This window comes from Erythrobacter sp. Dej080120_24, from assembly GCF_036322605.1.
GTDB lineage: Bacteria > Pseudomonadota > Alphaproteobacteria > Sphingomonadales > Sphingomonadaceae > Erythrobacter > Erythrobacter aurantius.
In genome coordinates, this window is sequence record NZ_AP027262.1 from 3,277,347 (window position 1) to 3,301,024 (window position 23,678).

At 58.8% G+C, this 23,678-nt stretch carries 25 protein-coding genes and 1 pseudogene; 7 read left to right on the forward strand and 19 right to left on the reverse strand.

Going from position 1 to position 23,678, the window contains the following annotated elements:
- Nucleotides 1–5: 5 nt before the first annotated feature.
- The 4 genes from mobF to AABA34_RS15750 form a co-directional block, all read right to left on the reverse strand.
- Entirely contained in the window at nucleotides 6–2,921 is a 2,916-nt protein-coding gene (gene mobF / locus AABA34_RS15735) for a MobF family relaxase (RefSeq protein ID WP_338303311.1), read from the reverse strand.
- A gap of 59 nt (nucleotides 2,922–2,980) precedes the next feature.
- Nucleotides 2,981–5,293 (reverse strand): type IV secretion system DNA-binding domain-containing protein, encoded by a 2,313-nt coding sequence (locus AABA34_RS15740; RefSeq protein ID WP_338303312.1) that lies wholly within the window; start codon nucleotides 5,291–5,293, stop codon nucleotides 2,981–2,983.
- On the reverse strand, nucleotides 5,283–5,615 hold the full coding sequence (locus AABA34_RS15745; protein ID WP_338303313.1) for a hypothetical protein: 333 nt from the start codon (nucleotides 5,613–5,615) through the stop codon (nucleotides 5,283–5,285). The genes AABA34_RS15740 and AABA34_RS15745 overlap by 11 nt, the downstream gene beginning before the upstream one ends.
- 730 nt (nucleotides 5,616–6,345) lie before the next feature.
- Nucleotides 6,346–6,567, reverse strand: coding sequence for a hypothetical protein (locus AABA34_RS15750; protein WP_338303314.1), 222 nt, complete (start codon nucleotides 6,565–6,567; stop codon nucleotides 6,346–6,348).
- A gap of 345 nt (nucleotides 6,568–6,912) precedes the next feature.
- Between AABA34_RS15750 and AABA34_RS15755 the strand changes: the two genes are divergently transcribed.
- Complete coding sequence (locus AABA34_RS15755) at nucleotides 6,913–7,179, forward strand: DUF6437 family protein (protein WP_338303315.1); 267 nt, start codon at nucleotides 6,913–6,915, stop codon at nucleotides 7,177–7,179.
- A 67-nt stretch (nucleotides 7,180–7,246) separates the two neighbouring features.
- On the opposite strand, the gene AABA34_RS15760 is transcribed toward AABA34_RS15755, so the two are convergent.
- From AABA34_RS15760 to AABA34_RS15800, 9 genes and pseudogenes are all read right to left on the reverse strand, one after another.
- Nucleotides 7,247–7,645 (reverse strand): single-stranded DNA-binding protein, encoded by a 399-nt coding sequence (locus AABA34_RS15760; protein WP_338303316.1) that lies wholly within the window; start codon nucleotides 7,643–7,645, stop codon nucleotides 7,247–7,249.
- 322 nt (nucleotides 7,646–7,967) lie between these two features.
- Nucleotides 7,968–8,238 (reverse strand): annotated as a pseudogene (locus AABA34_RS15765) (hypothetical protein).
- 2 nt (nucleotides 8,239–8,240) lie between these two features.
- Entirely contained in the window at nucleotides 8,241–8,513 is a 273-nt protein-coding gene (locus AABA34_RS15770; RefSeq protein WP_338303317.1) for a hypothetical protein, read from the reverse strand.
- 617 nt (nucleotides 8,514–9,130) lie between these two features.
- Nucleotides 9,131–10,120: a hypothetical protein gene (locus AABA34_RS15775; RefSeq protein ID WP_338303318.1), complete on the reverse strand. Its 990-nt coding sequence runs from the start codon at nucleotides 10,118–10,120 to the stop codon at nucleotides 9,131–9,133.
- Nucleotides 10,121–10,828: 708 nt separating this feature from the next.
- Entirely contained in the window at nucleotides 10,829–11,776 is a 948-nt protein-coding gene (locus tag AABA34_RS15780; RefSeq protein ID WP_338303320.1) for a DUF2493 domain-containing protein, read from the reverse strand.
- Between the two features lie 279 nt (nucleotides 11,777–12,055).
- Nucleotides 12,056–12,724, reverse strand: coding sequence for an RES family NAD+ phosphorylase (locus AABA34_RS15785; protein WP_338303321.1), 669 nt, complete (start codon nucleotides 12,722–12,724; stop codon nucleotides 12,056–12,058).
- Between the two features lie 22 nt (nucleotides 12,725–12,746).
- Entirely contained in the window at nucleotides 12,747–13,124 is a 378-nt protein-coding gene (locus tag AABA34_RS15790; RefSeq protein ID WP_338303322.1) for an antitoxin Xre/MbcA/ParS toxin-binding domain-containing protein, read from the reverse strand.
- A gap of 39 nt (nucleotides 13,125–13,163) precedes the next feature.
- Nucleotides 13,164–13,592, reverse strand: a complete 429-nt coding sequence (locus AABA34_RS15795; RefSeq protein WP_338303323.1) for a hypothetical protein — start codon at nucleotides 13,590–13,592, stop codon at nucleotides 13,164–13,166.
- An 11-nt stretch (nucleotides 13,593–13,603) separates the two neighbouring features.
- Nucleotides 13,604–14,533: an ArdC family protein gene (locus AABA34_RS15800; RefSeq protein WP_338303324.1), complete on the reverse strand. Its 930-nt coding sequence runs from the start codon at nucleotides 14,531–14,533 to the stop codon at nucleotides 13,604–13,606.
- 258 nt (nucleotides 14,534–14,791) lie between these two features.
- Between AABA34_RS15800 and AABA34_RS15805 the strand changes: the two genes are divergently transcribed.
- Together AABA34_RS15805 and AABA34_RS15810 are read left to right on the forward strand one after the other, a co-directional pair.
- Nucleotides 14,792–15,256, forward strand: a complete 465-nt coding sequence (locus tag AABA34_RS15805; RefSeq protein WP_338303325.1) for a mobile mystery protein A — start codon at nucleotides 14,792–14,794, stop codon at nucleotides 15,254–15,256.
- On the forward strand, nucleotides 15,253–15,843 hold the full coding sequence (locus AABA34_RS15810; RefSeq protein ID WP_338303326.1) for a mobile mystery protein B: 591 nt from the start codon (nucleotides 15,253–15,255) through the stop codon (nucleotides 15,841–15,843). Before AABA34_RS15805 ends, AABA34_RS15810 begins: the two co-directional genes overlap by 4 nt.
- Nucleotides 15,844–16,322: 479 nt before the next feature.
- Here AABA34_RS15810 and AABA34_RS15815 read toward each other — a convergent pair whose 3' ends face one another.
- The 4 genes from AABA34_RS15815 to AABA34_RS15830 form a co-directional block, all read right to left on the reverse strand.
- On the reverse strand, nucleotides 16,323–16,688 hold the full coding sequence (locus AABA34_RS15815; RefSeq protein ID WP_338303327.1) for a type II toxin-antitoxin system RelE/ParE family toxin: 366 nt from the start codon (nucleotides 16,686–16,688) through the stop codon (nucleotides 16,323–16,325).
- Nucleotides 16,689–16,958 carry a type II toxin-antitoxin system Phd/YefM family antitoxin gene (locus AABA34_RS15820; RefSeq protein ID WP_010240558.1) on the reverse strand — a complete coding sequence of 90 codons (270 nt, stop codon included), beginning with the start codon at nucleotides 16,956–16,958 and terminating at the stop codon, nucleotides 16,689–16,691.
- Between the two features lie 27 nt (nucleotides 16,959–16,985).
- On the reverse strand, nucleotides 16,986–17,201 hold the full coding sequence (locus tag AABA34_RS15825) for a hypothetical protein (protein ID WP_338303328.1): 216 nt from the start codon (nucleotides 17,199–17,201) through the stop codon (nucleotides 16,986–16,988).
- A 75-nt stretch (nucleotides 17,202–17,276) separates the two neighbouring features.
- A complete protein-coding gene (locus AABA34_RS15830) occupies nucleotides 17,277–18,185 on the reverse strand; it encodes a DUF7146 domain-containing protein (protein WP_338303329.1) in 909 nt (302 codons plus the stop codon).
- 137 nt (nucleotides 18,186–18,322) lie between these two features.
- Here AABA34_RS15830 and AABA34_RS15835 point away from each other — a divergent pair, with 137 nt between their 5' ends.
- The 3 genes from AABA34_RS15835 to AABA34_RS15845 all read left to right on the forward strand — a co-directional run bounded on the left by AABA34_RS15835 (nucleotide 18,323) and on the right by AABA34_RS15845 (nucleotide 19,708).
- Nucleotides 18,323–18,907 (forward strand): lytic transglycosylase domain-containing protein, encoded by a 585-nt coding sequence (locus AABA34_RS15835; protein ID WP_338304756.1) that lies wholly within the window; start codon nucleotides 18,323–18,325, stop codon nucleotides 18,905–18,907.
- Between the two features lie 64 nt (nucleotides 18,908–18,971).
- Nucleotides 18,972–19,523 (forward strand): thermonuclease family protein, encoded by a 552-nt coding sequence (locus AABA34_RS15840; RefSeq protein WP_338303330.1) that lies wholly within the window; start codon nucleotides 18,972–18,974, stop codon nucleotides 19,521–19,523.
- On the forward strand, nucleotides 19,514–19,708 hold the full coding sequence (locus AABA34_RS15845) for a DUF6961 family protein (protein WP_338303332.1): 195 nt from the start codon (nucleotides 19,514–19,516) through the stop codon (nucleotides 19,706–19,708). Before AABA34_RS15840 ends, AABA34_RS15845 begins: the two co-directional genes overlap by 10 nt.
- Nucleotides 19,709–19,843: 135 nt before the next feature.
- Here the strand turns inward: AABA34_RS15845 and AABA34_RS15850 are convergent, their stop codons facing one another.
- On the reverse strand, nucleotides 19,844–21,022 hold the full coding sequence (locus AABA34_RS15850; protein ID WP_338303333.1) for a tyrosine-type recombinase/integrase: 1,179 nt from the start codon (nucleotides 21,020–21,022) through the stop codon (nucleotides 19,844–19,846).
- Between the two features lie 453 nt (nucleotides 21,023–21,475).
- Entirely contained in the window at nucleotides 21,476–21,967 is a 492-nt protein-coding gene (locus tag AABA34_RS15855; RefSeq protein ID WP_338303334.1) for a hypothetical protein, read from the reverse strand.
- A 149-nt stretch (nucleotides 21,968–22,116) separates the two neighbouring features.
- On the opposite strand from AABA34_RS15855, the gene AABA34_RS15860 reads away from it, so the two are divergent.
- Nucleotides 22,117–23,676, forward strand: coding sequence for a type I restriction-modification system subunit M (locus AABA34_RS15860; RefSeq protein WP_338303335.1), 1,560 nt, complete (start codon nucleotides 22,117–22,119; stop codon nucleotides 23,674–23,676).
- The last annotated feature ends 2 nt before the right edge of the window (nucleotides 23,677–23,678 follow it).

The following is a 23,678-nucleotide window of genomic DNA, read 5'->3' on the forward strand; positions in this document are numbered from 1 at the left end:
AGGTTTCAGATACCGATTTCGAAAGGCTTTACCCGTTCCTTTGTCAGTTCGAGCTTGTCACTTGCAGGTGAAGCGCTGCCAACATCCTTGTCTTGTGAAAAGCCCTTGGCGGCTGCCGCCTTGAGCCTTTGCGTTACTTCAAGGGCCGAAGCTTTCTCGCCGCTGTTGGACTTGATGGCCCGGCCGAGTTTCTCGGCATTGTCTGCAATCAGCGTAAGGCCGTCGCGAAGCCGGGTGACCGTGACCAGGAAGGTCTGCCGATTGGCAAGATTGCGTTCGCGGCTGTCCATCACCGCGATCCCGCGATCCGAGGTCAGTCCCTGCGCCATATGCGCATTGAGGGCATAGGCGAGGTCCATGCGTTTGAGCATGGGGTCGGCGCGGCTCAGGCGGAGCTCCTTGCCCGCTGATGTCTCCACCAAGACGCCTTTTGTGTCGATGGCCACGATTCTCGCCTGATCGGCGTTGAACAGCCCGCGCTTGTGGTCGTTGTCGGTCCAACGGATCTTGTCACCCTCAATGATGGACAGCGATTTGCGTTCGAAGAGCGACAGCCGGCCATTGTCTGCGCCTGGGCGCAGACGCGCGGGATTGAATTTGCGAAGCCGCCCCTTCCTGTCCTCAAGCACGAGCTGCTTGCGCGCTTGGTCGATGGTCTTGACGATGTAGTCACCCCTGGAGAGTTTCTGGGTGCTGTCGCGCGAGCGAAAGTTGAGAACCATGCCCGATTGGTATGTGCGAAGGTATCGCAGCTCCTCGTGTGTCATATTCACCCGAGAATGAACGGTCAGCCGGCCTGATCGTGGGCCGAGCTCGCCATTGGCCTTGAGCCCGCGCTGCACAGCCTCGTTGACCGCAGACCGCAAGGCCCGTCCCGACGCGTAAATCGACGTCCGATCCCGATCCGCTGGGCTGAGCGAAAGCCACTTTTCGGCAGCAACAATAGCACTGTCCCCGCGAGCCTCGATGGTTGAAGGAGCAAGCGCCCGGAGCGCATCGTCGATGCGTCCCTCCTGCGCTGCTGCCTGGGCTCGCCGCAGGAGGGGATCGCGGCCGCGCAAATTCACATCCATGTTAGCGCGCTCGATCCCGGCCTGTTGGACTAGGTCGAAGGGCTTACCGGCATCGACGGCGCCTAGCTGTCGCTTGTCGCCGACGAGAACCAGGCGTTGGACTTCGGCAAAGTTCGCCAGCCTTACCAGCTTTGCCTTGTCCTCGTTCGACACCATCGACGCCTCGTCGAGCACCAGGACATGGTCTCCGAGCGCGCTCCGAGCTTCGTCAAGCAGGGAGGCATTTCCCGGCTCGCGCAGAAGCCTGCCCCATTGGGCGAGAAACCGGGCGACGGTCATCGAACGTATGCCGGTATCGCGCTCGAGCATCTGGACGAGCGTGTTCTGCACCGCAAGCCCCAGCACTTGTTTGCCTTCCTCGCGAAGCAGCTGGGCAACCGGCTTCATCACGCTGCTTTTGCCCGCCCCGGCAATGCCCTGGATCGCTACAATCCTGTCACGCGATGAGAGCACAAGGCCCGCCGCATCCTCCTGCCCTTCGTTGAGCGAGATTCCGTGGTTGATCGCTGCAACAGCCTGAACCCGTTCTGCGGCGTCCCGTCGATCGAGGATGGGCAACACCGCACTTCGCCCCTGGTCAACACTAGCGAGAATGGTGCTTTCAAGGTCGAGCGCCTCCCGGCTCGCCAGCCAGCCTTTGTGTTGGCCTTTGCCGGGCTCGAGTGCGCCGCTTCTGACCAATGCGTTCACACGGGTTTCGACGTGGTCCACCGTCGTCGGTAGCCCAAAATCGAGCGCCGCCTTCAGCAATCCCTCACGGGGAAAGGCTGCCTCGCGCTGCGAGAGATGGCGCACCGCAGAGGCCACGGCCTGCGCGGCCGCGATGGTCGGCGCATCCTGCTTGAGGACATGTGCAGGGATCAGTGGATCAGCCGGATCACCCTTGATCCGCTGAGCAAACTCCCTCAGCTTCGCAATCCCGCGCTGAAGGAGGCTTTGCTCTTTCGAGCTTTCGGCGACCTTCGCCGCAGCACGCATCTGGGATGCGTCAATCAGGCCTCCAAGATCGAGACCGACCTCGTCGGCTCGCTGGCGCCACGACGAAAGAAGGCCCTCGCGATCGCGCACTGGTTCCTTGCTTTTGCGTGTTTCCAACGTTGCGACAATTCCTGCCTCCAGTCCGCTCCCGCGCCTGGCTGCGAGGACTTCTTCGCGCCGCGTTGAGAAGGCCATCACCTGCTCGCGGGCAATGCCCGCTGCTTCGAAGTTGCCATGCTTTCCAAGCGGCCCAGCCTCGTAACCCATCTTTTCGACTGCCAGACGAAAGCGCGCCATGGTCATCGAGTTGAGCAGCGTGTTGAACGACCAAAGCTTGTCGTTGCGAAGCGCGCGCCACTTCCCGTCGCTGCCTTGCGTGACATTCGCCACGACCGCGTGAAAATGCAGGTTTGGCTCCTGGTTGCGGTTGGTGTCGTGCTGAAAAAGACCAATCGCCAGGTTATCGGTCGCGACCTTCCCGTAGCCAGCCTGACTGCCCATCCGGGTCTGCGCCGCGTTCTTTTCTGCCCAGTGCAAGGTCTCGATGACGGCCTCGCGATAGGCATCGATAATCCGCTGGTCGCCGCCCACTAGCGCGAGCAGCGACCAGCTTTTCGGGAGCGAGAATGTGAGGTCGGTTCCAGGTCTGTGGGCCTGTCCCGCATTGCCGACCTGGATACCACCGGGAAGTTCTCCCCGCAGCAAGGCATCGAACTGCTCGGCGTTTACGCGGCCCTCAAGACCAAGACGTTCCGCTCCCTTCCCGACCCAGGTTCCGGAACGATCGGCATCGGCGCCGGTGTAGTAATTGTCTGCCGCGAAATAGCTCGCGGCAGCTGAAGGCGAACGCACATTGGCGACGGAAAGCATTCTGTCTGGTCCTCGTCACGGCTCCCTACGCGGCCGGGTAATCCCTCCCCATTTGCCTTTCACATGTCGGGCTCGAACTCGCCGAAATCCTTTTCCGGAGGATCTGCGACCGCACCTTCACGCAAGTCTTTTTCGACAGGCGTGAGTGGCTGGCGCCCGTTTGCAGCCGCACGGCCTTGAGGCGTCGAACCGCCATTGCCACGGGCGCCATCTCCGGCGGCTCCGGGTTCGGACGAATGCTGTTCCGCGCCCATTGCTGGTGCATCCTCACCGGTTTGCACCGCGGCAAGAGGGAGCGTTGGACCTGCATCCAGATGAGTATCGGAGCGGGTTTCGGCACCGAGATCACCAGCAGCGCGCCCTGCGTTCAGCTTTTCAAGCGGCACAGGCTCCTGTCGATCTTGCGGTTCATCGGCGACACGGCGCTGCCCCTCCAGATCGAGTCCGAGCTGCTTTGTATCGACAGGTTTACCGGCACCGTCGTCGTTCGAGGCCGGATGCTCGTCCCGAGCTTTCGGACCCGGATTTCTTTGGGGCCTCGTTGCCGCCGAACCCTGCCCAGGCTTTATGATTGGTTTCTCGCGGGCGATAAAACCTTCGGCAATACGGCCACGCGTGCGCGGAATGAGCGATACCGGCGCAGCGGGGAATCCGTCGGGGAACTTGATGTAGGCCGACAGCCGCGGAAGGTTCATGAACTGGTCGGGCAGGAGCAACGGCTCGATCTGCCGCCTGGGTGTCAGGCTGACTGCATCGCGCGCATTGTTGTACCCATAGCTATAGCCTTCTTCCATGTCGCGCACCTGCCGATGGCCGATGAAATCAGAGCACCAGGTCGCTGTCTCACGATCGGCCGTCGCCAGAATGAGCTTGGTTCGCGCAAGCGAGGACAATGTCATGGCCATGTTCTCGCCGTAGACTTCCTTGAGCTTGGCAAACGCATGCACCCCGGTGACGATTGCACCGCCAAAATTGCGCGCGGTTTGCAGTCCCTTTTCAAGCGCCGGTAGTCGGTGAAGGGCGCCGAGCTCGTCGATCAGAAACCACATTCTGAGGTCCTGTGTGCGCTCGAGCGTCATCAGCGTATTCATCGCCGTGTCGAGCCACAGCGTCAGCAACTGCGAGGAGATGCTCATGTCGACATAGCGGGCAGAGAGGAACAGGATCGAGCCCGCCTTGCAGTCGCCTTTGACCCAGTCGCGGACCGAAAAACGCGGTCCGGATGAGGGCAAGAGCTTGAGCACTTTCGCATTCGCATTGAACACCGCGCGGATCGATTCCGCCATGCGGGCCGCCTCCGGGGCGGTCAGCGGATCGGCCATGGTACCGCGCATCAATTTATGCACTTCGGACAGGTCAGCGGTCATCAATTTCTGCGCAAGTGCCTCGTTGGTCGTTGCCCCTTTGCGCGAGAGATGGAGACACATCTCGACAAATAGCATGCGTGCAGCCAGCACCCAGAACTGTTCCGATCCGCCGCCATCATGGGGCACCAGCGCCTCGGCTGCGGCATGAAATTCGGCTTCGCTCGAGCAATCATTAAAGACGCTCCACACCGGACAACGCGCATCGATCGGGTTTAGAATAATGTCGCGGGCAGGATCGTAGTAGGCTTCGATAAAGGCGCCGGTAAGATCGAAAATCACCGCGCGTTGACCGCGCTCACGAGCCTCGGTTACGAGCTGTGTAAGCGCGACGGTCTTACCGGTCCCGGTTGTTCCAATCAGCATGGTGTGGCTTTGCTCAAGCCGCCATGGCCAGCTAACTCCGGCGAGGTGGGCGGGCGTGTAATGCCCGGCTTCCGCCAGCGCAGAAGAGCTTGCGAGCCGCCATTTCCAGCCGAACTTCCGGCTCAGCTCCTCAGCGCGATATTTGCGATTATAGCGCTCGATTTCTTCTTCGAGCTCGTCGAGCGAAACAAGCATCGCACCGCGCTCGTGCTTGCGCTCCTTCGACCGCCCGCCAAAGCGCTCGGCGAACCACCAGAAGAACACGAATGCCGGGATCAGCAGTACTGCCGAGACCAGCAATCCCACCTTCACTGCCGAACGAAATCCCTCGACCGCCTCGCGCATCGGCGGGAACTCGCGAACGATGCCAAACGGAAGGCCGACTCTTTCGCCGTCAAGCAATTCAAGGTTGACCAGCTTGGCCGGATCGAACTCCATGAAGGCATAGAGACTGGCGTAGATATGCATCCAGACCAGGTAGATCTGGTGATCGCTCAGAGCCGACCGCACTTCCCAATAGCAGGTGCCGACCGCAACCAGACCGGTGACGATCAAAGGGCCCTTCAGGCCGGCTGCAAACATGAAACCGAAATGGCCGAGCAGCTGGCTGCCGCGGGTGAAGTTCAGGAGATTATGCTTCATGGCAATGGGCTCCCATGCTCGCGTTGACGGGGAGCCCAAGACGCTCGAGGCGTCGCCGGTAGGCTTCGTGAGCACGGTCGCGCAAACTTGCATCAGGATGGCTAGCCAGAAGAGCATCGAGCGCTACCGAAATGAAAATAGCCTGGCGCGCGGGATCGAGCCCTGCCGGGCGGTCCTTCGCCTCGTTGTCGCGCTGCCACGCTGCAACAATGAGGTCACGGATAAAGACGCTGACACTAACGCCATGGTCCGCGGCACACTGGCGAACCCAGTTACCTACGGAGAGAGATACGAATGTCTGAAGCCGATCTTGTCGGGTCATGAAGCAGGTTCCTTGTCGGGCCGACGGAACCTGGCTCACCTTGCGGAGGATGCTGATGAGAATAAATCGTGAACAACTCGCGGTCAATCGAAAGATTCAGACGATATTTCAGCGTGATAGAGAGAAGTGAGTTGTCTGCGGATCAGCGCAAAGCCGCTCTACTCGCAGACGGGTTGATTTCGCCCAAAACCATATTCTTCAGCAATAACAGAGAGATAAATCCCGAAATCGTGGGGTACGGTGTGCTCCCTTGTTCCGATGTGCGCGAGGTAGTCCCGGCTGTAAGAGGGATTGATCAAGGACGACTTTTTCCGACCTCCACGTTGGAGCGCGAGCAACCGGGCCTGGCAGCTCACCGCATGCAGATAAAAGGTAGTTAGACGCGTCCAGTCAAAGACAGCACCTGCGAAAAAGGCAGCGGCCAAGGGCGCGTGGGAAGCAAGGCAAGCGGGGCATGTCGCGTGCCCTAGCTTCCCGCCGTCCGACCCGGCGCCGGTTCGCAAGTGCGCGCGGGGCCCAGGAGCAAATCATGCCGCGCCCTCAGGAGCGCATCGCAAGATGCGCGGGACAGAGCGCGTCCGCAGCCCGCTCCAATTAGCGGGCGCCGCCGCATCGCGGTGGGCGACCGTCAGAGCAACCGACCGAACCAGTTTCTTGTGCATGATTGGACTACCCGGCCAACAAGAAAAAAGGGCAGGAACCGTTCCCGGTTCCCGCCCTGTCGGAAGTCTCAGAACTCGTCGAGCATGCCGCCGTGGACCGTGTGGACCACCCGCGCTGAGAGATTCGCTGGCAAGATGTTGTAATCACCCTCGTCGAGGGCAAAGAACCCGAGTTCGTCATCCTCGATAACGTGCTGATCGAAGAAGCTGTGCAGCGCTCTCTTCTCGGCTGTTTCCAGAGCCTCGAAATAGCTCCGAGACGGAAGTGCGCAATGCATCGAATAGGCCATGATAATCCTCCTGATTTCTGTCGTGAGACGACAGGAGGTGCGCGCGATGGTCTTGTGCATCCCGGGTCAGGGATCGCCCGGATGGGCGACCGCGAAAGCGGCGGTGGGGGTAACGATTTTGTTCGCTGCCGGATGCAATCCGGTGGCGGGCAAAATGGTGGGGCCCCGCCGTCCTTGAGGCGGGAGGCGCAAGGCCATCATGCTGGGAGAACCGTGAGCAAGGACCCACCACCTCCGCCCAATATCAAACATCTCCTGCGTGCGAATTGCCTTTCCTACACCCCAATAACGAGGGCATGGAAGCAATCGGGGAGCAGATCCGAGGGGGATAAAAGGACAAGACACATGCCCCAAAACAGGAGCGCGATTGCAGCCCTGCAAAAGCTCGAAGCGGACCGCGAGGCGCTCGACGCCAAGCAACGCGAACTTGAAGTGCAAGCGGCCAAGGAACTCGGCGAAATCATCCTGGGAAGCGGCCTCGAAAGCTTCTCAAGGAAGGGCCTGAGGAAGGTTGCCGAAGAACTCGGGAAACTCGGCGAGGATGCCGCGATCGAGAAACTGACGGCGCGCGGTTCAACCCGTACTTTGAATGCAGCGCCGGGAACCCAGTAACCACAGAAGAAGAGGCCCTGCCGCTTGCCGCAGAGCCTCTTCGTAAGGGTATCGATCGGGATCGATGTCAGTCGATCTCGGGAGCTTCGGTGTTGTCGTTCTCGTCACCTGAGCCACTGCCACGGGAGAGGAAGTCAACCTTGTCGGCGAGGATCTCGGTGCCGTAGCGCGCGACCCCGTCCTTGTCCTCCCATTGGGTGTAGTGGATGCGGCCCTGGACACTTACCAGCTGGCCTTTGGAGCAGTACTGGCCGACGGTCTTGGCGAGGCCGTTGAAGCAGGTCACCCGGTGGAACTCACTTTCCTTGGCGGTGTAGCCGTTCTCGTCCTTGTAGGTCTTGCCGTCCTTGTCGCGCAGCGGTCGATCGGTGACGACGGTGATCCCGGTGACGTTGGTGCCGCCCTTGGTCTCGCGGGTGTCGGGATCGCGAGCGATGCGGCCAGTGAGGATTGCAATATTGGTCATGGGTGTATTCCTTCAGTTCCTCAAACCGGAGACCATCTCCGGCTTGCGAACAGCTGAAAGAAGCAGGGCATGGGAGGACTGCACCGCAGGAGCGAAGCTCCAAGGGAAACCTGTTCATGACGGATGGTGCGGGCAGGCGCGCCCGAGCGATTGCAGCAAAAGTGGGAACCGGTTTTGCGTTCGCAATCGCGCAAGTGGGCGCGACAACACGGCCGTCAAAGGAACGGGTTGCCGTCCTCAGCTGGCCTGGTTCAGGACTGTTCGCGAAGTAAGCCGGATGGGTATCGGGTGCGGGTCTGAAGGCGCGAAGACCCTACTGCAATCAGCCTACCTCATCGCCCTTCGATGCCGCAAGGAGATCCATGAAGCCCAAGCGCTGCTTCCCGGTTTTCCTCGTTCTCGAACGCCACATCGAGATCGGGGCCGACCCCGAACATGTGCAGGAACGATCACAATGCAAAGCGCTTGCCCCGGTCCTCCTCGAGGCCGAGATCGACCCGGCAATGTTCAATGCCGGCTGCAAAGGTCTCGGGAGAAACCCCGGAAAGGTCGCTGGCGGCAAAGTAGCGCTGTAGCAGATCGTAAAATTGCAAGGTTATTGCCAATAGCGGTTGGTGACTGGGGCAAACAAGCTCAAGCCCAAGAAAGCAGTCGCTGGCGCAAACAGTATGATCATGGACGTAGAAACGACAAAACCAAACGGAGCATTACCAACAATCAGTTTCAGCGCAGGCCGGACTATCGCTTCCCGTCGCTTTGCTGCAATCGATTCGTCAAAACCTGCTGCAAAGTAAAGTTTGCGATCAGAGGAGCTCGAAGCGAAGCGATGATTCCTCTCCTTCCGGACGGCACACTTGGGATCGCCCATTCTTTGTCCGGCCCCTAGCTGTCTCGTATCTTCTGACTCTCAAAACACGTCCGAAATTTGTCGTTGGTAGCAGGAGAAAGGGACAGGAAATCAATCCGCAAAGCGGTCGGTGGAGCATCGCGAGGCGGCCTATCGACAGGATACCCTTTCGGGTATCCTTCAAATCGGTTGGACGAACCGCGCCCAGTCCGCAAAGGGTGGAACGAGCGCCAGATCCTCGACTAGATGCTGTTCCCCTGCCCTACCCCATTGAAGTGGGCCATCTTATAGGTTTGAGTTCCAGTCGTTGTGGTCGTCATGCAGCTGGACAGAAGGGTGAAGCAAGATCGTTGGTGGTGCGGGAGGCTGGTAGCCGAGTAAGGAGTGCGGTTGGATGGTATTGCGCGCGCTGCTCGACAATGAACTCAAGCAAGTGAGACCGGCGGTTTGCGCTCGGCGATGCTCCGCTGCCGTCCAGTTCGATTGCCTATACGCCAGCCTATGCGCTGTGCTGGGACTTAGCCGACTTCCCGAAATTGCAAATCGAATTGTCGGATTTACGAAAGGAAGACGCGGCAATCTTCTTGAACGCTCGCCGTGTAATGTTTTCCTTCCGAAACTCGACATGCTCGAACTTACTACTCTGCGGACATTCCCGACCCGCTATTTCCATTGAGGATGTCATTTGCGGAAGCTGGGCAGCGGGTCGATGGTTGCACAGGTTCTCGACGTTCATTGTCTAATAGACGACGGCGTCGATTATCCTTCGCAGGATCGAACTCACTAGGAGTATCGATCCACTTCTGCATCTCTTCAGGTCCAAACCATAACGCGCTGGTGTGGGGAACAGAGTTGGTCATTGCGTAGAACTCATGCGCTTTATCGTGACTCAACCCCATGTCCATGTAGTAATTGAGATATAGTTCATTCACCGGGTCGTGTTCATCAAAGTCATGAGGGCTCCTCCCGTAAATATCGGACCAACAATGAACCGCAAAGCGCGCGCCATTGTCCATCGTGCGGCGGACGCCCGCAATGAAAAGGTCGACAGCGCCAGAACGCGCTGAGCCATTGCTTGGGACATGTGTTGAAAGCCCGCTGGCACGGATCAAGCGACCAAGCATGAGGTTACTGACATCATGGATTGTTCCTGGTGCATCAATGAAGTTCAACTGATCAATGTCAGGGTATGCAGCCATCATCCGCTCGAAATATTTTAAACTTTGAGAATCCGTAGTTCCGACCAGTCCTGCAACTCTTTCGCTCAAGACAACAAATGGCCCAAACGCCACCCCCGGAGAGAGATTCTCGTCTTCCACAAGGCGGACAACTTCGGAGGAACATCCGGCCGATGGCTGGTCAATTCTGATCCAGCAGCGCTTCTCTGGGTCCCACTCCTCGACCCATGTCTCAACAACCTGAACCCCAACCTTGCGGTCCGCAGAGTGGTATTCATCTGTGGATGTTTGGTCTGTCGAAGATGAAGTCGCCAAGATGGTGGAGATTGCGAAGAGAGCTATCCCGAATGCCGTAAAGAGAATCTTCGCACGATGTGTTCTGAAACCGCGATGCTGGAAAATGGCAAACAACCTTTTCTTATTAAATTCAATAGCATGGCGGCCCTTCAACAGGAGATTACACTCGCTGTGCCCAGCTTTCAGGCTCGGAAAAATACGTACTCTGCCACCTGAAAACTGGACCGTTTCGAGTTAGAGTTCTTGCCGCAGGCATTGCTGGCTAGGTTCGGAGTTACGGCACGAGACCGAGGCCGACTAAACCAACGCGTCGCAGTTCACGGATGCGCTAGGCAAGCGTTCGTCATCATGCAGGGTGAGTATGGCACACCGGTTGTTGAGATCTGCCGCAAAGCCGGGATCAGCGAGGCAAACTTCTTGAGAATTATACGCGGCTGTTGTTATCGGCGATGCGACGGCTGGGCGAGCTGGCCGTCGGGATGCTGGCAGACAGGGGCGCACGGGAATGCCCCCTCGAGCATTCCGGCAAACTCAGCCGGTGAAACCGGCTCATCGCATCTGGAGAAGGCAGAAGACCCCAGACCCGCGTGGTCCGACGTTCGGCAGCATTGCAACGTCGGACCCGCCCCTCATTTTCGAACCAAGATCGAGCGCATGGCAATATCAACGGGCGTTGATTTTCGTTCGCATACTTCATTCTCATACTTCGGCACCCTGCTCATCGTTGTCGCTGGACCAGGTGCGACAGTCCAGGATTGAGGTTTCGGCCTCGACATCGATTTCCAGCATACCATTGGAACCTCCGTTGATCACCCAATGGGATAATGCATTTTAAGCTAGCAATAACAGGTGCCTGCATGGTCATCGGGCCTGAATATGAACGGGCTTTACACCGAGTGGTCCGCGACGATCGACGACGGTAATCCGCTGCTTCTTGGCATCGATTACCAGACGCTCTGTGACACCATTGCCTGGAAAGGCCACCACGTAGCGGGGATGAAGCGAAAGCATCTGCTCGTTGCGTTTGAACCCGGCACGGGCGCCCAGTCGGCGATCGAGAGAGAAAGTGAGCTGCTGAACGTCATGACGTTCGGCCCAGGACGCTGCGAGCCTGTCGGCACCCTTGCTGTCACCGCCATGGACAAGGACGAGATCGGGAACATTGGCCCGAACCTTGTCGAGCGTGGCCCAGATGTTCGAGGCATAGACTTTGGCATCCTCGGTGCATTCAAAGCGGCTGCGCCCGCCGGTAAAGATCACCGGGGTTCCTTCAGGCATATGCGCAGCCTGACGTCTTTCGGCCCGTGCCCGCAGGAAATCGCGCGCGTCGATCACAGCCGATGTCAGCGACTTTGAATGGCTGACGCGGGATCCGGAAACCGGCGTCCACGAGCAACCGGTCTCGTCGCGGTAGAGGGAAGCCGCAATTTCGCGCATCTGCTCGAATGCCTGCATGCTCGCTTCGGCGGCCTGCGCCCGCGCGGTCTGTTCCTCGAGATTGGAGGCATGAATTTCCGATGCATCGGCGGACGCGAGCAGGATCCGGATTTCGTCAGATGCACGGTCAAGCTGGGCCGATTTGCGGCTGGCAGCGCGGTGGAACAGATTGACGAGGCCCCAGGCGATGTCTTCGCTGTCTGCTTCAAGCGCGGTATCGGAAAACAGCGCGAAGAGATCGGACCAGACGGCACCAAGCGTCTGTCCGACGGCATCCTCGGACGGGAAGTCGGTTGCATCGAATGGAGCGGGCGCGATGGTGAAACCTGTCAGGTCGAGGCCGGCAAGCTGGGATGCAAAGCTGTCATACATATCGAAAATCCTCCTTGGGCTAGGCGGCAAGCCTCAAGGCAAAGGGTTTGCGTGAGACCTGTTCGCCGTGCCCCAGTAGGGCCGGACAAAAGGGATCGCTGCACCGCGTCAGCGGGAAACCCCGCAAGGCAAGGCTGGCGCGGGCCACACGGGCCGCAGCCTTGCGCGGGTTGCGGCGAGCCCTGTCCGGTCCACAGGGCACCTCGGATCAGCGAACAGGCTTACGCCAATGGCAGTCGCGCGGCTGCCAGCTGGAGGTAGTTCGGATCAGGCAGCGATCTATCCAAGCCCGAACTGTTCTGGGCTGAACGTCAGCACCTCACTATGCGGAAAGGCTGCGATCGCCGACAACCGGCCTCCCTCATGGCGCAGGTGCCAGCCCCGTCCGTAATCCGGCTCCGATTTCGCGAGACATGCCGGATCGAGCAGCGCGAGGTTGGTGCCCTCAGGGTCGCGCACAGAAGCGGCGCGAATGCCCTGCCCTCCGGCCTCTCGGACTTGTGCAGCAAGTTTCTGGCATGCCGAATAGTCATCAGGGTCAAGCCAGCGGTCGCAATCGGCATCGAGCGGCGGCCGGGTTGTATCGTTCAGCCGAGCAATTGAGACCGTCACCGAGAAGCTCAAATGCTCGCTTGTCCGGTTACCGGGCACAAATCCGGGCGAACGGCTGACAAACTTGAGCCGCCAATAGGCGGTCTCGGTAATGGCGGTGCGCTCGGCCTCGCTGGCGTAGAATATCCCGGGACGTTCATTCGCCCGCCGGAACCGGCTGGCCACCGTGTGGCCATAGCGGAAAGGGGAAGCGAGGAGGCGATGCATCCCGCGTGCTGCCTTGGGCAAATCGGGCTTGGCGGCGTCAGCCAGTTCCTCGAGCCGCTTCTGTTCGGCAAGGCTTGAGGCAAGCCTGTTGGTCGAGATCCGATGCTGCGCTTCGACCAAGCGCCACACAGTACGACGGTAGCGGCGAAACTCAGACTCGAGCGCGGTGGGCGTCCACATAGTCGCACACGGTAATCAGACCCCTGAAGCTGTCGATCAGGTCGATCGGCCGGGCCTCGAGATCGAGATTGGGCGTTGCTAGCCAAGCGCGCGCTGAAAGGTCATCGCTTCCGAGCAATGCGTCGAGCGAACGGAACAGCCGGAGCAGGAACTGGCCTGCTTCAAACGACTTCGATGTCGGGTCGAGCTCGGACTTTCCGGAGCGTAGCCGCGAAGCGGTCGCTTCAGACAATCCCAGAATTGTTCCAAGCTTGGCGTTGGTAAACCCCCAGAACGCGGCAATCTTGGCAATCGCCGAAGTCAGAACTTTGCCGTCGTCGGTCTGCCGCTCAAGTGGCTGCGTCGCCATAACCTTTCCTTTCAATTGCACGATATATATTGATATCAGTCAATTGCAAGGACGATCTCGTTCAAAGATTGCTTCGCCATTCGAGAACCGCCCGACTATGCGCAGCTCACCGAACAATTCGATAAACCTTGCCGACACCTGGCCAAGCCAGTGCCGTGCCCTCGCCGTTCGTGGGTTGTGGAAATCCGCCTCCCAGTACCGGGCATCGTCGCGCTCGGCGAGCCAGATCGCGGCGAGCCCGCAATAGGTCGATATGCCGCAATCGGCGAAGGCGTTGCGCAGGAGGATACGGTCCTCGCGGCCGCGCCATCCATCGAAGCGCTCGAAAGAAGGAAAGGCCCTCTTCGTGGTAGCGATGATCTCGTCGACGAGGCACTCGTAGGTCCAGTCGAAATCTTCGTCTTCGCCGTCATCAAGCAGGCGAAAGGCCACCATGGAGCCGGTCGGATAACTGACGGAACGTCCCATCTCACTGCTCCTCAGGCTGCATCAGCGAGATCGACATCGGTCTCGCCTTCAGTTGATTGGAATCCACCCAGTTCGAGCAGCAGGCTGGCCGCTTCCTCGGCCTTGGCCGCGGCGGTGAGGATCGCGCGCTCGTCCGATTTGAGGATCTGGAGCCAAGACGCGATGTAGCTGGCGTGATGGTCGAGGTGGGTGACTGGAAGGCCCAGTTCGGCCCCAAGAATTGCTGAGGACAGTTCTGCGATCAGTTCTTCGGCAGCATAGGCGTCGCTGCCGAAGCGGTTCTTAAGATCGCGGTCGAGCCGCGAAGAATGACCCGTCCAGTGCGACAACTCGTGTGCGAGTGTCGCGTAGTAGTGGTCATAGGCTTCGAAGAGTTCGGCTGGCGGCATGGTGACCCGGTCGCGCAGCGGTTCGTAATAGGCCTGCGCGCCATGATGGCGAAGGTCTGCGCCGACATGGGCAAAGAAGGCATCAAGCCGCTCTTCGCGCCCTTCGGGCTCCAGCGCGGCAACCAGCGGCTTGGGATGATAGAACTCGGGTAGGCCGTCGCACTGGTCGGCGTTGAACACGGCATAGGCCTTGAGCACGCGCCGGTACTCGGTGTCAGCTTCGCCTTCGGCGTTCTCGACTTCCTTGGTGTAACTCTTGTAGAAAATCGCGATGGTGGATTTCTCACCCTTGCGGACCTGTCCGCCGAGTGCCTGGCACTGGCGGTACGTCATCCAGTAAGGCGAGGCATAGCCACAGCCATCAGCTACCATCCACAACCAGAAGGTGTTCATGCCGCGATAGGGCGTTCCGCAGGATCGCAAGGGCCGCGAGACGGGCACACCGCGCCACGGCTTGACCCAAGGCTTGGTGCCTTGCTCGAGCTTTTCAATGATAGCGGCGGTGATGCGTTGGGCTGGCGAAGGTGCAGCAGTGCGGCGGGACTTGGTCATGAGTGGTCTCCTGATTTCCGGGACGGAGATGTCCCGGTTCAGGAAGTGCAAAGCTCGCTCTTCTCTGTATCAGTTGGCCAGGAGTTGAACGGTTGACCGCGACAATCTTGCTATCGCACCAAGCGCATATTCATCGTCTCTGATCGGTTTTTTGCTATCATGGTTTTACGTAATGATCGCTTAAAGACTATCAATATGTTGACGATTGATTGATAATAATAGATCATTATGCATGATATTGATCGATAGGAGACAATCATGGATGCCAAGGCGCTGGCTCGCAAGCACCTCGAAACCCGTCTCGCACCGCTGCGCAATCGGCCCGAACTCGCGCGCCCACCGCGCGGCTGGATCCGCGCTATAAGGGATGCATACGGCATGACGACACGCCAGCTCGCAAAGCGGTTGGGCAAGTCGCAGTCGGTCATAGTCGAGATGGAAAAGGGCGAAGCACGCGATTCGCTCACGCTAGGCTCGCTAAGGCAGGCTGCGGAGGCGCTCGATTGTACGCTTGTTTATGCGCTCGTCCCCAACGCACCGATTGAGGAGCTAAGGCGCATACGTGCGCGACAAATTGCCGCGCAGCGCATCGAGCGCGCAAGCCATTCGATGGCACTGGAAAACCAAAGCTTGGGTTCCGAAGCACAGGTCCAGGAGCAGGAACGGCTGACAGAAGATCTGCTGCGTGGATCGCCAGCGCGGCTTTGGGATGAGGAATCGTGACCGACGACCTCTTTGTCGACGAGGATGGGAACACGCCGCTCTCGGCAGAAGAGAGGCTCGGACTGATCCCGAGCTACATCACGTTGCGCCACGAACTCAATGAAGCCGAGCAGATCAATATCACCGAGGGAGAAAAATGGGCGACGCGGCAATCGCGCGACTGGCTCCATGAACACAGCTTACGAGAACTGCACCGGCGCATGTTTGGCAAAGTGTGGAGCTGGGCTGGAGACTATTCCAAGGAAACCAACCGGCGCATCGGCTCGGAAAGCTTCCAGATTCCACTCGATCTGCGCCAGATGATGGACGACGTGAGGTACTGGATCGAAAAGGACACCTATCCACCTGACGAGATCGCCCTTCGCTTTCATCACCGGCTAACTCAAATCCATCCTTTTCCCAACGGTAATGGCAGGATGTCCAGGCTCGCTGCCGATCTGCTCGCAAAGAATCTAGGGCAACCCTATTTCAGCTGGGGGAGGACAACCCTGATCGCAGCCGGGACGACGCGGCACCAATACATCGAAGCTCTTCGCGCGGCCGATCGTCACAATATCGAACCCCTGCTCGAATTCGCCAGATCGTAAGCTGAGCAATGTCTGCACGCAGCTGAAGGTCGGCCAGCACGTCGCTGGACTTGCGAACGTTGCGCGGGCTTGGAACGAGCTTCTTCAAGGGAATCGACTGGATCATGGGTGTTCTCTTGATGGAATGAAGGCACAGGAGAGGATCACGAGGCCCACAAGCCCAAAGGGCTCCCTCCACTCTCACTTCGATGGTTGTGGCGACCATCGATGCGACCGGGCTGGGGAGATCAGAGATCGAGTGAGTGCGGTCCGAAAGAGCAGCTGTTTTGGGTGCGCAGACCCATCCGCGCGCGCCATGATCTGGACCAAACAGATTGTTCGCCTGGACTTGAGCAAACGTATGACAAGGCCCGGCGCTAAGCGACACAAGAGCTTATTGATTTATTCAGTCATACGGAGCGCAGGAGATGATGGGGAAGCAGGAGCGCAATCGGAAGCAGCGCTCGAATTCATTCGGATCCTGCCCTGTTTAGGGCAGCCTATGCCTGCCCGCTGCCGAGCAAGCGCTCTTCGAGAAGCGTCCGGAAATCTCGACGCGCATCGGCGACTAAGAATACGGTCACACATCCGGGTTCTGGTTCGAGCTGATACCTGTAGATGATCCGGAAGGGAGGGCGTGACAATTGCCGGAATTCGGTGATTCCAAGGGCCTCGAGCTCCGGCGGAACCAGTCCCTTCTGAGGATTATCGGAAAGGGCTTCGATAGACGCGACGAGGTCATCCAGCAGAGTGTCCGCACCATCGTCGCCAACCGGCCCGCGCTGCGTCAGGCGACGCTGCCAGATACCCGCAAGATCGTGCTCCGCACCGGAGGTGATCTCGATCGCTAGGGCCGCTTTCATCATTCAGTTTGACTTACCTCGAACGCGATCCGCAAGGCCCGCCACCGGGCGAGTCCGACCGGCGGCAACATCGGCCTGCCCAAGCGCCAGAAGTTTTAGCAGTGCGAGTGTTTCCTGTGCGCGCTCGTAGCTGGCGACATCCTGCAAAACTGCCTTGGCTTCGCCGTTCTGGGTGATGACCATCGGCCCGGCGCCATCTCCAATCTCCCGGATGATTTCGGCGCTGTGGGCCTTCAGATAACTGATCGGTTTGATGCGTTGGTCTAGTTTCATGAATCACCGATGGACTGAATTTGGTCTTTATATAGACCATGCTTGAATAACTGGAAAGCTCAAGGCTCGATTGCGATGCATGCACAGATGGAGGAGGCTCTCTTCGGCGAACAGCCCGGAAATGTCGGTACGGGTAAGATGACGTCCCGAAGCAAGAAGCGCGGCAATCCTGGTGCCGGTGGCATAGGCCAGGGGCTCTAACGGCATTTGCTCGCCGGCGGGAAACAGGTCTGATTGAAACATGGCAATTCGTCCTCCTGATGAGGGCATCGGGACACGCCCTCTGCCGGATCAGGAATTCGAGAAGCCCTCTCTCCTCTACCGCGCCGCTTTGCGGCGCAGCCATGCTGTCAGTTCATCGTTCCAGTCGGTGTCGCGTGAGGAAGGCTTACGAACCTGGATTGTCCGTCCCTCGTGGGCATAGGCGGCCAGGCCGCGCGACGCGGCCAGCTCGCCGCCAGCATCATGATCGACGAAGAGGTGAAGCTCGGTCACGCTCTCGGGCACGCTGACGATGCCGAAACGCTCATTACCCAGGGTCGCCCAGACGGGGATGCCCGTAAGTGCATAGGCCGACATTGCGCTCTCGATACCCTCGGCGAGGCCGAGCTTGCCGCAGGCCGGAGCGAAGAGGCGAACAGCAGCTTCACCGAGCGCGCCGAGCGCGCGTTTCGGCTTTTCGAAATCGGCCTTGGCATTGCCCGAAAGAAACGTGCGATGGATGGCGATCGGCCCCTCGTCGAGGCTGACCGCCGCGATCATGGCGGGAAGAAAACGGGTTCGTCCTTTCGGGCCAAGTGGGGTTCTTGGATGGAAGCGCAGCGCCGCAGATGCGGCGAGGATGCCGCGGCACTCAAGATATGCCTTTGCCGGACTGGCACGCAGTGGCTGTGCATCGCGCCAGATCCTCAGAGCTGCCGCCGAGGCTTTGCGGGTGCTGGTCGGCTCGGAACCGTCGGTAGTCGCAGAGCCTGAAAAAAGGGCTGGTGCCTCGAAACCTTCACACGCCAATGCGGACAGTACACTCTGCTGATCGCATCCCGCAAAGCAATGGAAAAGGATGGCCTGTCGTCCGAGCGACACACTGAGTGACGGCGTGCGGTCATCATGCGCGGGGCAACAGGCCATGCCCTTTGTGCCGGACCATTTGCCGCCGCGCGTTTCGCAGATGCAGCGAGCTGTCTCGGCGAGCGACGTTCTTGAATGAGTAGAGGCAGATAGGGACATGCGAGCTCCTTAGCTTGTGAGGTGCCCCCTCGATTGGCCCACTCTTCTCTCCCCAAGGCTGACAATTGCCGCTTTCCTACACGCGTATGTTCTTTTTATGTTCTATTTCGATTCGAAGCAATGGAGCACCAATCAAGATGACCTGCCTCAATCGTCTGACAGCGACAGCGGTCGCCTGTTTGGGAATGATCGCGACCTCCTCACAGCAAGTCCGCGCCCAGGATTTCACCTTGTTCGAGCACGCGATCGTTCCACCGAAGACGGACCAGCAGCCGGCAAGGCAATATCTACCTGCAATCTACCAAGCCGGGCCAGCAGACGTATCCTATCGGGAACGCCTGTATATGGCGGCAATAGCCGAGGCCGAGCGCCGGTACGGGCTTCCGACCAACCTGCTTCGGGCTCTCATCTGGGCTGAATCCCGCTTCAATCCGATGGCTGTGAGTCCAGCTGGTGCTGCCGGGCTGGCTCAGCTTATGCCGGCCACGGCGCGAGAACTGGGCGTCCGTAACCGTCATGACCCTCTTGCATCGATCGACGGTGGCGCCAGGTACCTTCGCGATATGTTGGACCGGTTCGACGCGGTCCACCTAGCCTTGGCAGCTTACAATGCTGGCCCAGGTGCCGTCTCCCGATCACGCGGCATTCCGAATAATGGTGAGACCCCACAGTATGTCCGGTCGGTGCTTACCAGATGGTCTGTGCTTGAAACATCCCATTGACGAATTCTTCTGATTTCTGGGTATCATGTGCTGATCCCAACCGTATCGAGGTGAGTTCGCGTCAATGTCTGAAGAACCGAACGACCCGCTCGACTTCCGCACAGCGTTCCTAGCTAGGAAGCGCAACAAGCTAGGCAAGGAGATCATCTTGGGTTTAGGGGGATTCTCGATAGTGTTTGCAGCAGGGATGCTGGCACTCAACTGGCCAGTCGGGGAAGCGAGACCCGCCAGCATTGAACAACAGCCCCAAGTTCTATTCCGACCAGCAAGCGTGCCACAGTTCGCTATCTGCGGCAGAGTCAGGCGAACATGTGTTGTGGATGGCGATACATTCTGGCTCGATGGAACCAAGATTCGTATTGCCGACATCGACGCGCCAGAAATTGGCAAGCCAAGCTGTGACTACGAGTACCAACGAGGCATGCGCGCTACGCACCGCCTGGTCGAATTGCTCAATGAAGGGCCTTTTGAACTGAGGACTATCGAGAGCAGAGATGAGGATCAGTACGGTCGCAAATTGCGGGTTGTTACGCGCGGCGGTCGCTCGCTTGGCGATCAGTTGGTCAGCGAAGGCCTGGCCCGAACCTGGACCGGGAGACGCGAACCATGGTGCTGAACCGCGACCAGGAATTGTGGGCCGTCGCACTCTGGGTCGAAAAGAACCATGGCGAACAGGGAGCCGCGTATATTGCGCAGCAAATCCAGCGGCTATGCAATGAAGGCGACGAAGCAGGCATAGCGACGTGGAAGACTGTCGCTGAGCGCTTCGATCAACTTAGCTTCCAAAGCTCTACGAACTGAGGTCCGGCACGATGCGGAATTGGCTTCGGATCTGGGGCATCAGAATTGAGTTCGGCTTTGTGGCGACTGTGTACTTGATCGGGCTTGTCCTAAGCGTTCAGTCCTGCGCTAACTGAGAAAAATTCAAATGCCAGATCAACCCTTTGCAAAATCGCCAATGACGATTTTTCGTCCTGAGCGGAGCTCGTCAAGATAGTCGCTCCACCATTGGGCCATCTGCACACGTTCATCCCAGTAATTGCCACGATTATAGATGCCTCTTATGGCGTTGCTGTCACCGTGTGCGAGGGATCGCTCGATAGCGTCGGGGTGCCACTTCCCGCTTTCGTTCAGAAAGGTCGAAGCGGTTGATCGAAAGCCGTGTGCGGTCACCAGATCGGGACCGTAGCCCATTCGGCGCAGCGCCTGATTGATTGAGTTTTCACTCATGTACTTCAGGTGCGATTGCTGGGCAGGGAACATCTTCTCGAAGCCGCCCGTGTGACAGTGCAGCTCGCGTAGCAGGAGCATCACCTGTTCCGACAAGGGCACCGCGTGGAGGCGCCGCAGTTTTGTTCGCTCTGCCGGGATATTCCAAATCTTCTGTCCCCAATCGATTTCGGACCACTTCCCTAACCGCATCTCGCCAGGGCGGGTCATTATGTGGGGCAATATCTGCATTGCGATGCGTACTAAGGGGGTGCCGGTGTACTCATCGATGTCGCGAAGTAACTGGCCGAACTTTATGGGGTCGAGGATGGCTGCCCGATGGGTTACGACGGGAGAGGCCAATGCGTCTCCGAGGTGAGCCGCTGGATCACTCTTGCAGAGTGCGCAGACGATTCCGTGCCGGAACACTCTGCTGGCCAAGGCGCGGGTCCGGTTGGCCGACTCTCTATGGCCCTTGCGTTCGATTTTCTTGAGCGCTTCGAGCACCTCGATTGGCTCGATGTCGTTGATCGGTCGTGCCCCGATAGAAGGCACTAGAAGTGAGACATACCAGCGCGCTTTGCGAATAGTTGCGGGAGCCTTCCCGCTGTTTTCCATTCGGACCTTGATGAAGTCTTCTGCAACGCTCTTGAAACTGTTGCCAGCATTCATGCGAGCGAGACGCTTGGCCCGCTTGCGCTCCAAAGTAGGATCGTTACCGTCGAGAACCTTGAGCCGTGCGACGTCCCTCCGCTTGCGCGCATCGGCCAAGGAGATGTCCGGCCAGGCTCCCAGGGCCATGCGCTTTTCCTTTCCAGCAATACGAAACTTGTAGCGCCAGAGCTTCGATCCGTTCGGAAACACCTCCAAATAGAGGCCTTTTGAGTCGGTTTTCCGAAATGGCATGCGTTTCGGTCGCAACCTGCTGATTTCTTGTGATAAAATTGGCATTTGGGGGCATGACCTTTCTGGCTGGCGTTATGCCCCCTTTCATGCCCCCAAATGGTGATAGACGTGGGGGCATGAAGCGGGACAAAACAGGAACATCAGAAAGTTACGAATACCCCAAAAACCGCTGAAAATCAACGGTTTCGGGACGATTTTGGAAGAAGCTCTGGTGCCGCTTACGTGAAGCGGCCTCTAGCACTCAAAAAGCCCAGAAATCCGCCATTTCGCTCCATGTCGATGATGGGTTTTGTACCGTCTCATTGTACCGTTTTGGCATGAGGCGCAAGTCGGAAACGTTGCCCGAAACTAGGACCGATGGCCGACAAATCGCAGGGGCCGATCATTTGACCTAGGAAGGTGAAAGTATTCCCATCGACGGGGGCAAAACGCCGAATTTCGGGAAACCCTCTGTCAGTCTTCTAACAGGACGTCGGCGTCATGGTCCGACAGTATCTCTTCCAGTTTCTCCAAGAGAGTGTGAATAGCTGCCTCGCGCTTTTCGCTTTCCAATCGATCAATCGGTCTTTGCTCGTCATCAAGGGAGCACGCCTCAATGAAGAGTGCTTTTTCGGGTTCCGGCCAACGGTCGAGGTGCTGCCTAGCGACCCTCTCCAAGAAGTTTCGAAAGTGGTTCTGCAGGCTATGCATGCGATCATCTCCTTGGAACGCCCAGAACATGACAAACGCCGTTTCGGTCACGTTGGGGTCCCCAGCGTAGGGCCAATCCGCAAGCTCGTTCGTGAAATCTCCAATATCACACAGGCTCGAACGGTTCAGTGACCGAAGAATTGCGATTGCGTTATCTTCCAGAACCTGATCGAGCCACTCGGAGACAGCCTGCGTGAGGGCAAAGTAGTTATCTTCATCGACATACGCCCGCTCAGTGTCTCGATCATCAATCATTACTCTTCCTCCTTGCGGCCAGACCCTAATAGTTTGCCCGCCTATCGGTCTATGGCCTGTCGGCCTAACACCCGTGTTTTTCCATTTGGCCACCATGCGCTCGCCCGCTATTGTTTCACCCAAGTTCTTGACCAGAGGGAAAATTCACATTGGCCGTTGATCTTCAGGACCTGTCGCGGAGGCTCTTCCAGGCTGCGAACCAGCTTTGGACCAACACGGCGCTGCGGCCTGACCAGTACGCCCAGCCAGTGCTTGCCCTGATCGCGCTCAGGCAGATGGAGGCGAAGTTCGATCTGGTCCACGCCGAGCTGGCAGAGACCTTCACCGGACGCCTCAAACCAACCCCGCTGGACTACCACGGCCACGGCGCAGTCTACCTGCCCGACAATGCCCGCTTCTCCTATCTCCTCTCCTTGCCGGAGACCGAGGACCTCGCCGAGGCTCTCAACGAGGCCATGAAGGGCATCACGGAGAACAATCCCGACCTCGCAGGGGTCATGCCTCAAGGCTACGGATCGCTGCCTGACAAGGTCCTGAGGGAACTTCTGCGTATCCTCCAGCCGCTCGACATTGGCGGCGATGCCTATGGGGTGATCTTCGAGTACTTCATGGGCGAGTTCGCCTCGGCCTACATGCAGAAGGGTGGCGAGTACTTCACCCCATCCTCCATCGTGAAGCTGATCGTCGAGGTGATCGAGCCGTACCACGGGAAAATCCTCGATCCGGCCTGCGGCTCTGGCGGGATGTTCGTCCACTCCGCCGACTTCGTGAAGCGCCACCACAAGACCCCCAGCCGCGAGCTGAGCGTCTACGGGATCGAGAAGATGGAGGACACCCAGAAGCTGTGCCGCCTCAACCTCGCGGTCCATGGGCTGTCGGGGGACATCGTGGTGGCCAACAGCTACTATGAAGACCCGCACCAGATGGTCGGCAAGTTCGACTTCGTCATGGCGAACCCTCCGTTCAACCAGTCCCAGGTGGACACTGAGCGGCTGGTCAATGACGCGGGCACTGTGGACGCTCGGTTCTCGCTCGGCATCCCCACGGTCAACAACGCGAACTACCTGTGGGTCGGTCTCTTCCATGCGGCGCTGAACGATACGGGTCGTGCGGGGTTCGTCATGGCCAACTCGGCCTCAGATGCAGGCGGATCGGAGCGTGAGCTACGCAAGAAGCTGGTGCAGTCGGGATCGGTCGACGTCATCATCTCCACCTCGCCCAACATGTTCTTCACGGTAACCCTGCCGGTGACCCTGTGGTTCCTCGACAAGGCGAAGGCGAAAGGCGAGCGGGCCGACGAGGTGCTGTTCATCGATGCACGACACATCTTCCAACAGGTGACCAGGGCGCACCGAGAGTACACGCCAGAGCAGATCGAGTTCATCGGCAACATCGTGCGGCTGTGGCGCGGCGAGCAGGTGGAGACCGAGCAGGGCAGTGCTGACCTGATGGCCAAGACCTTCGGTGAAGAGGGCTTTAGGGACATTCCCGCCCTCTGCAAGGTCGCCAGCCGGTCGGATATCGAGGCTCAGGACTGGAGTCTCAATCCTGGCCGCTATGTCGGTGTGGCGGCTGGAGAGCAGATGGACGATGTCGACTTCAAAGAGAGGCTGGAGGGTCTGCAGGAAGAGCTTGAGGTGCTGAACGCAGAAGCTGCTCGGCTTCAAGATACCATCGCTAAGAGCGTGGCTAAGGTACTGGAAATATAGTC

Coding starts and splice junctions, on each gene's coding strand:
- mobF (WP_338303311.1), bottom strand. CDS start 2,921: ATGCTTTCCGTCGCCAATGTGCGTTCGCCTTCAGCTGCCGCGAGCTAT.
- AABA34_RS15740 (WP_338303312.1), bottom strand. CDS start 5,293: ATGAAGCATAATCTCCTGAACTTCACCCGCGGCAGCCAGCTGCTCGGC.
- AABA34_RS15745 (WP_338303313.1), bottom strand. CDS start 5,615: ATGACCCGACAAGATCGGCTTCAGACATTCGTATCTCTCTCCGTAGGT.
- AABA34_RS15750 (WP_338303314.1), bottom strand. CDS start 6,567: ATGGCCTATTCGATGCATTGCGCACTTCCGTCTCGGAGCTATTTCGAG.
- AABA34_RS15755 (WP_338303315.1), top strand. CDS start 6,913: ATGCCCCAAAACAGGAGCGCGATTGCAGCCCTGCAAAAGCTCGAAGCG.
- AABA34_RS15760 (WP_338303316.1), bottom strand. CDS start 7,645: ATGACCAATATTGCAATCCTCACTGGCCGCATCGCTCGCGATCCCGAC.
- AABA34_RS15770 (WP_338303317.1), bottom strand. CDS start 8,513: ATGGGCGATCCCAAGTGTGCCGTCCGGAAGGAGAGGAATCATCGCTTC.
- AABA34_RS15780 (WP_338303320.1), bottom strand. CDS start 11,776: ATGTATGACAGCTTTGCATCCCAGCTTGCCGGCCTCGACCTGACAGGT.
- AABA34_RS15790 (WP_338303322.1), bottom strand. CDS start 13,124: ATGGCGACGCAGCCACTTGAGCGGCAGACCGACGACGGCAAAGTTCTG.
- AABA34_RS15795 (WP_338303323.1), bottom strand. CDS start 13,592: ATGGGACGTTCCGTCAGTTATCCGACCGGCTCCATGGTGGCCTTTCGC.
- AABA34_RS15800 (WP_338303324.1), bottom strand. CDS start 14,533: ATGACCAAGTCCCGCCGCACTGCTGCACCTTCGCCAGCCCAACGCATC.
- AABA34_RS15805 (WP_338303325.1), top strand. CDS start 14,792: ATGGATGCCAAGGCGCTGGCTCGCAAGCACCTCGAAACCCGTCTCGCA.
- AABA34_RS15815 (WP_338303327.1), bottom strand. CDS start 16,688: ATGATGAAAGCGGCCCTAGCGATCGAGATCACCTCCGGTGCGGAGCAC.
- AABA34_RS15820 (WP_010240558.1), bottom strand. CDS start 16,958: ATGAAACTAGACCAACGCATCAAACCGATCAGTTATCTGAAGGCCCAC.
- AABA34_RS15825 (WP_338303328.1), bottom strand. CDS start 17,201: ATGTTTCAATCAGACCTGTTTCCCGCCGGCGAGCAAATGCCGTTAGAG.
- AABA34_RS15830 (WP_338303329.1), bottom strand. CDS start 18,185: ATGTCCCTATCTGCCTCTACTCATTCAAGAACGTCGCTCGCCGAGACA.
- AABA34_RS15835 (WP_338304756.1), top strand. CDS start 18,323: ATGACCTGCCTCAATCGTCTGACAGCGACAGCGGTCGCCTGTTTGGGA.
- AABA34_RS15840 (WP_338303330.1), top strand. CDS start 18,972: ATGTCTGAAGAACCGAACGACCCGCTCGACTTCCGCACAGCGTTCCTA.
- AABA34_RS15845 (WP_338303332.1), top strand. CDS start 19,514: ATGGTGCTGAACCGCGACCAGGAATTGTGGGCCGTCGCACTCTGGGTC.
- AABA34_RS15850 (WP_338303333.1), bottom strand. CDS start 21,022: ATGCCATTTCGGAAAACCGACTCAAAAGGCCTCTATTTGGAGGTGTTT.
- AABA34_RS15855 (WP_338303334.1), bottom strand. CDS start 21,967: ATGATTGATGATCGAGACACTGAGCGGGCGTATGTCGATGAAGATAAC.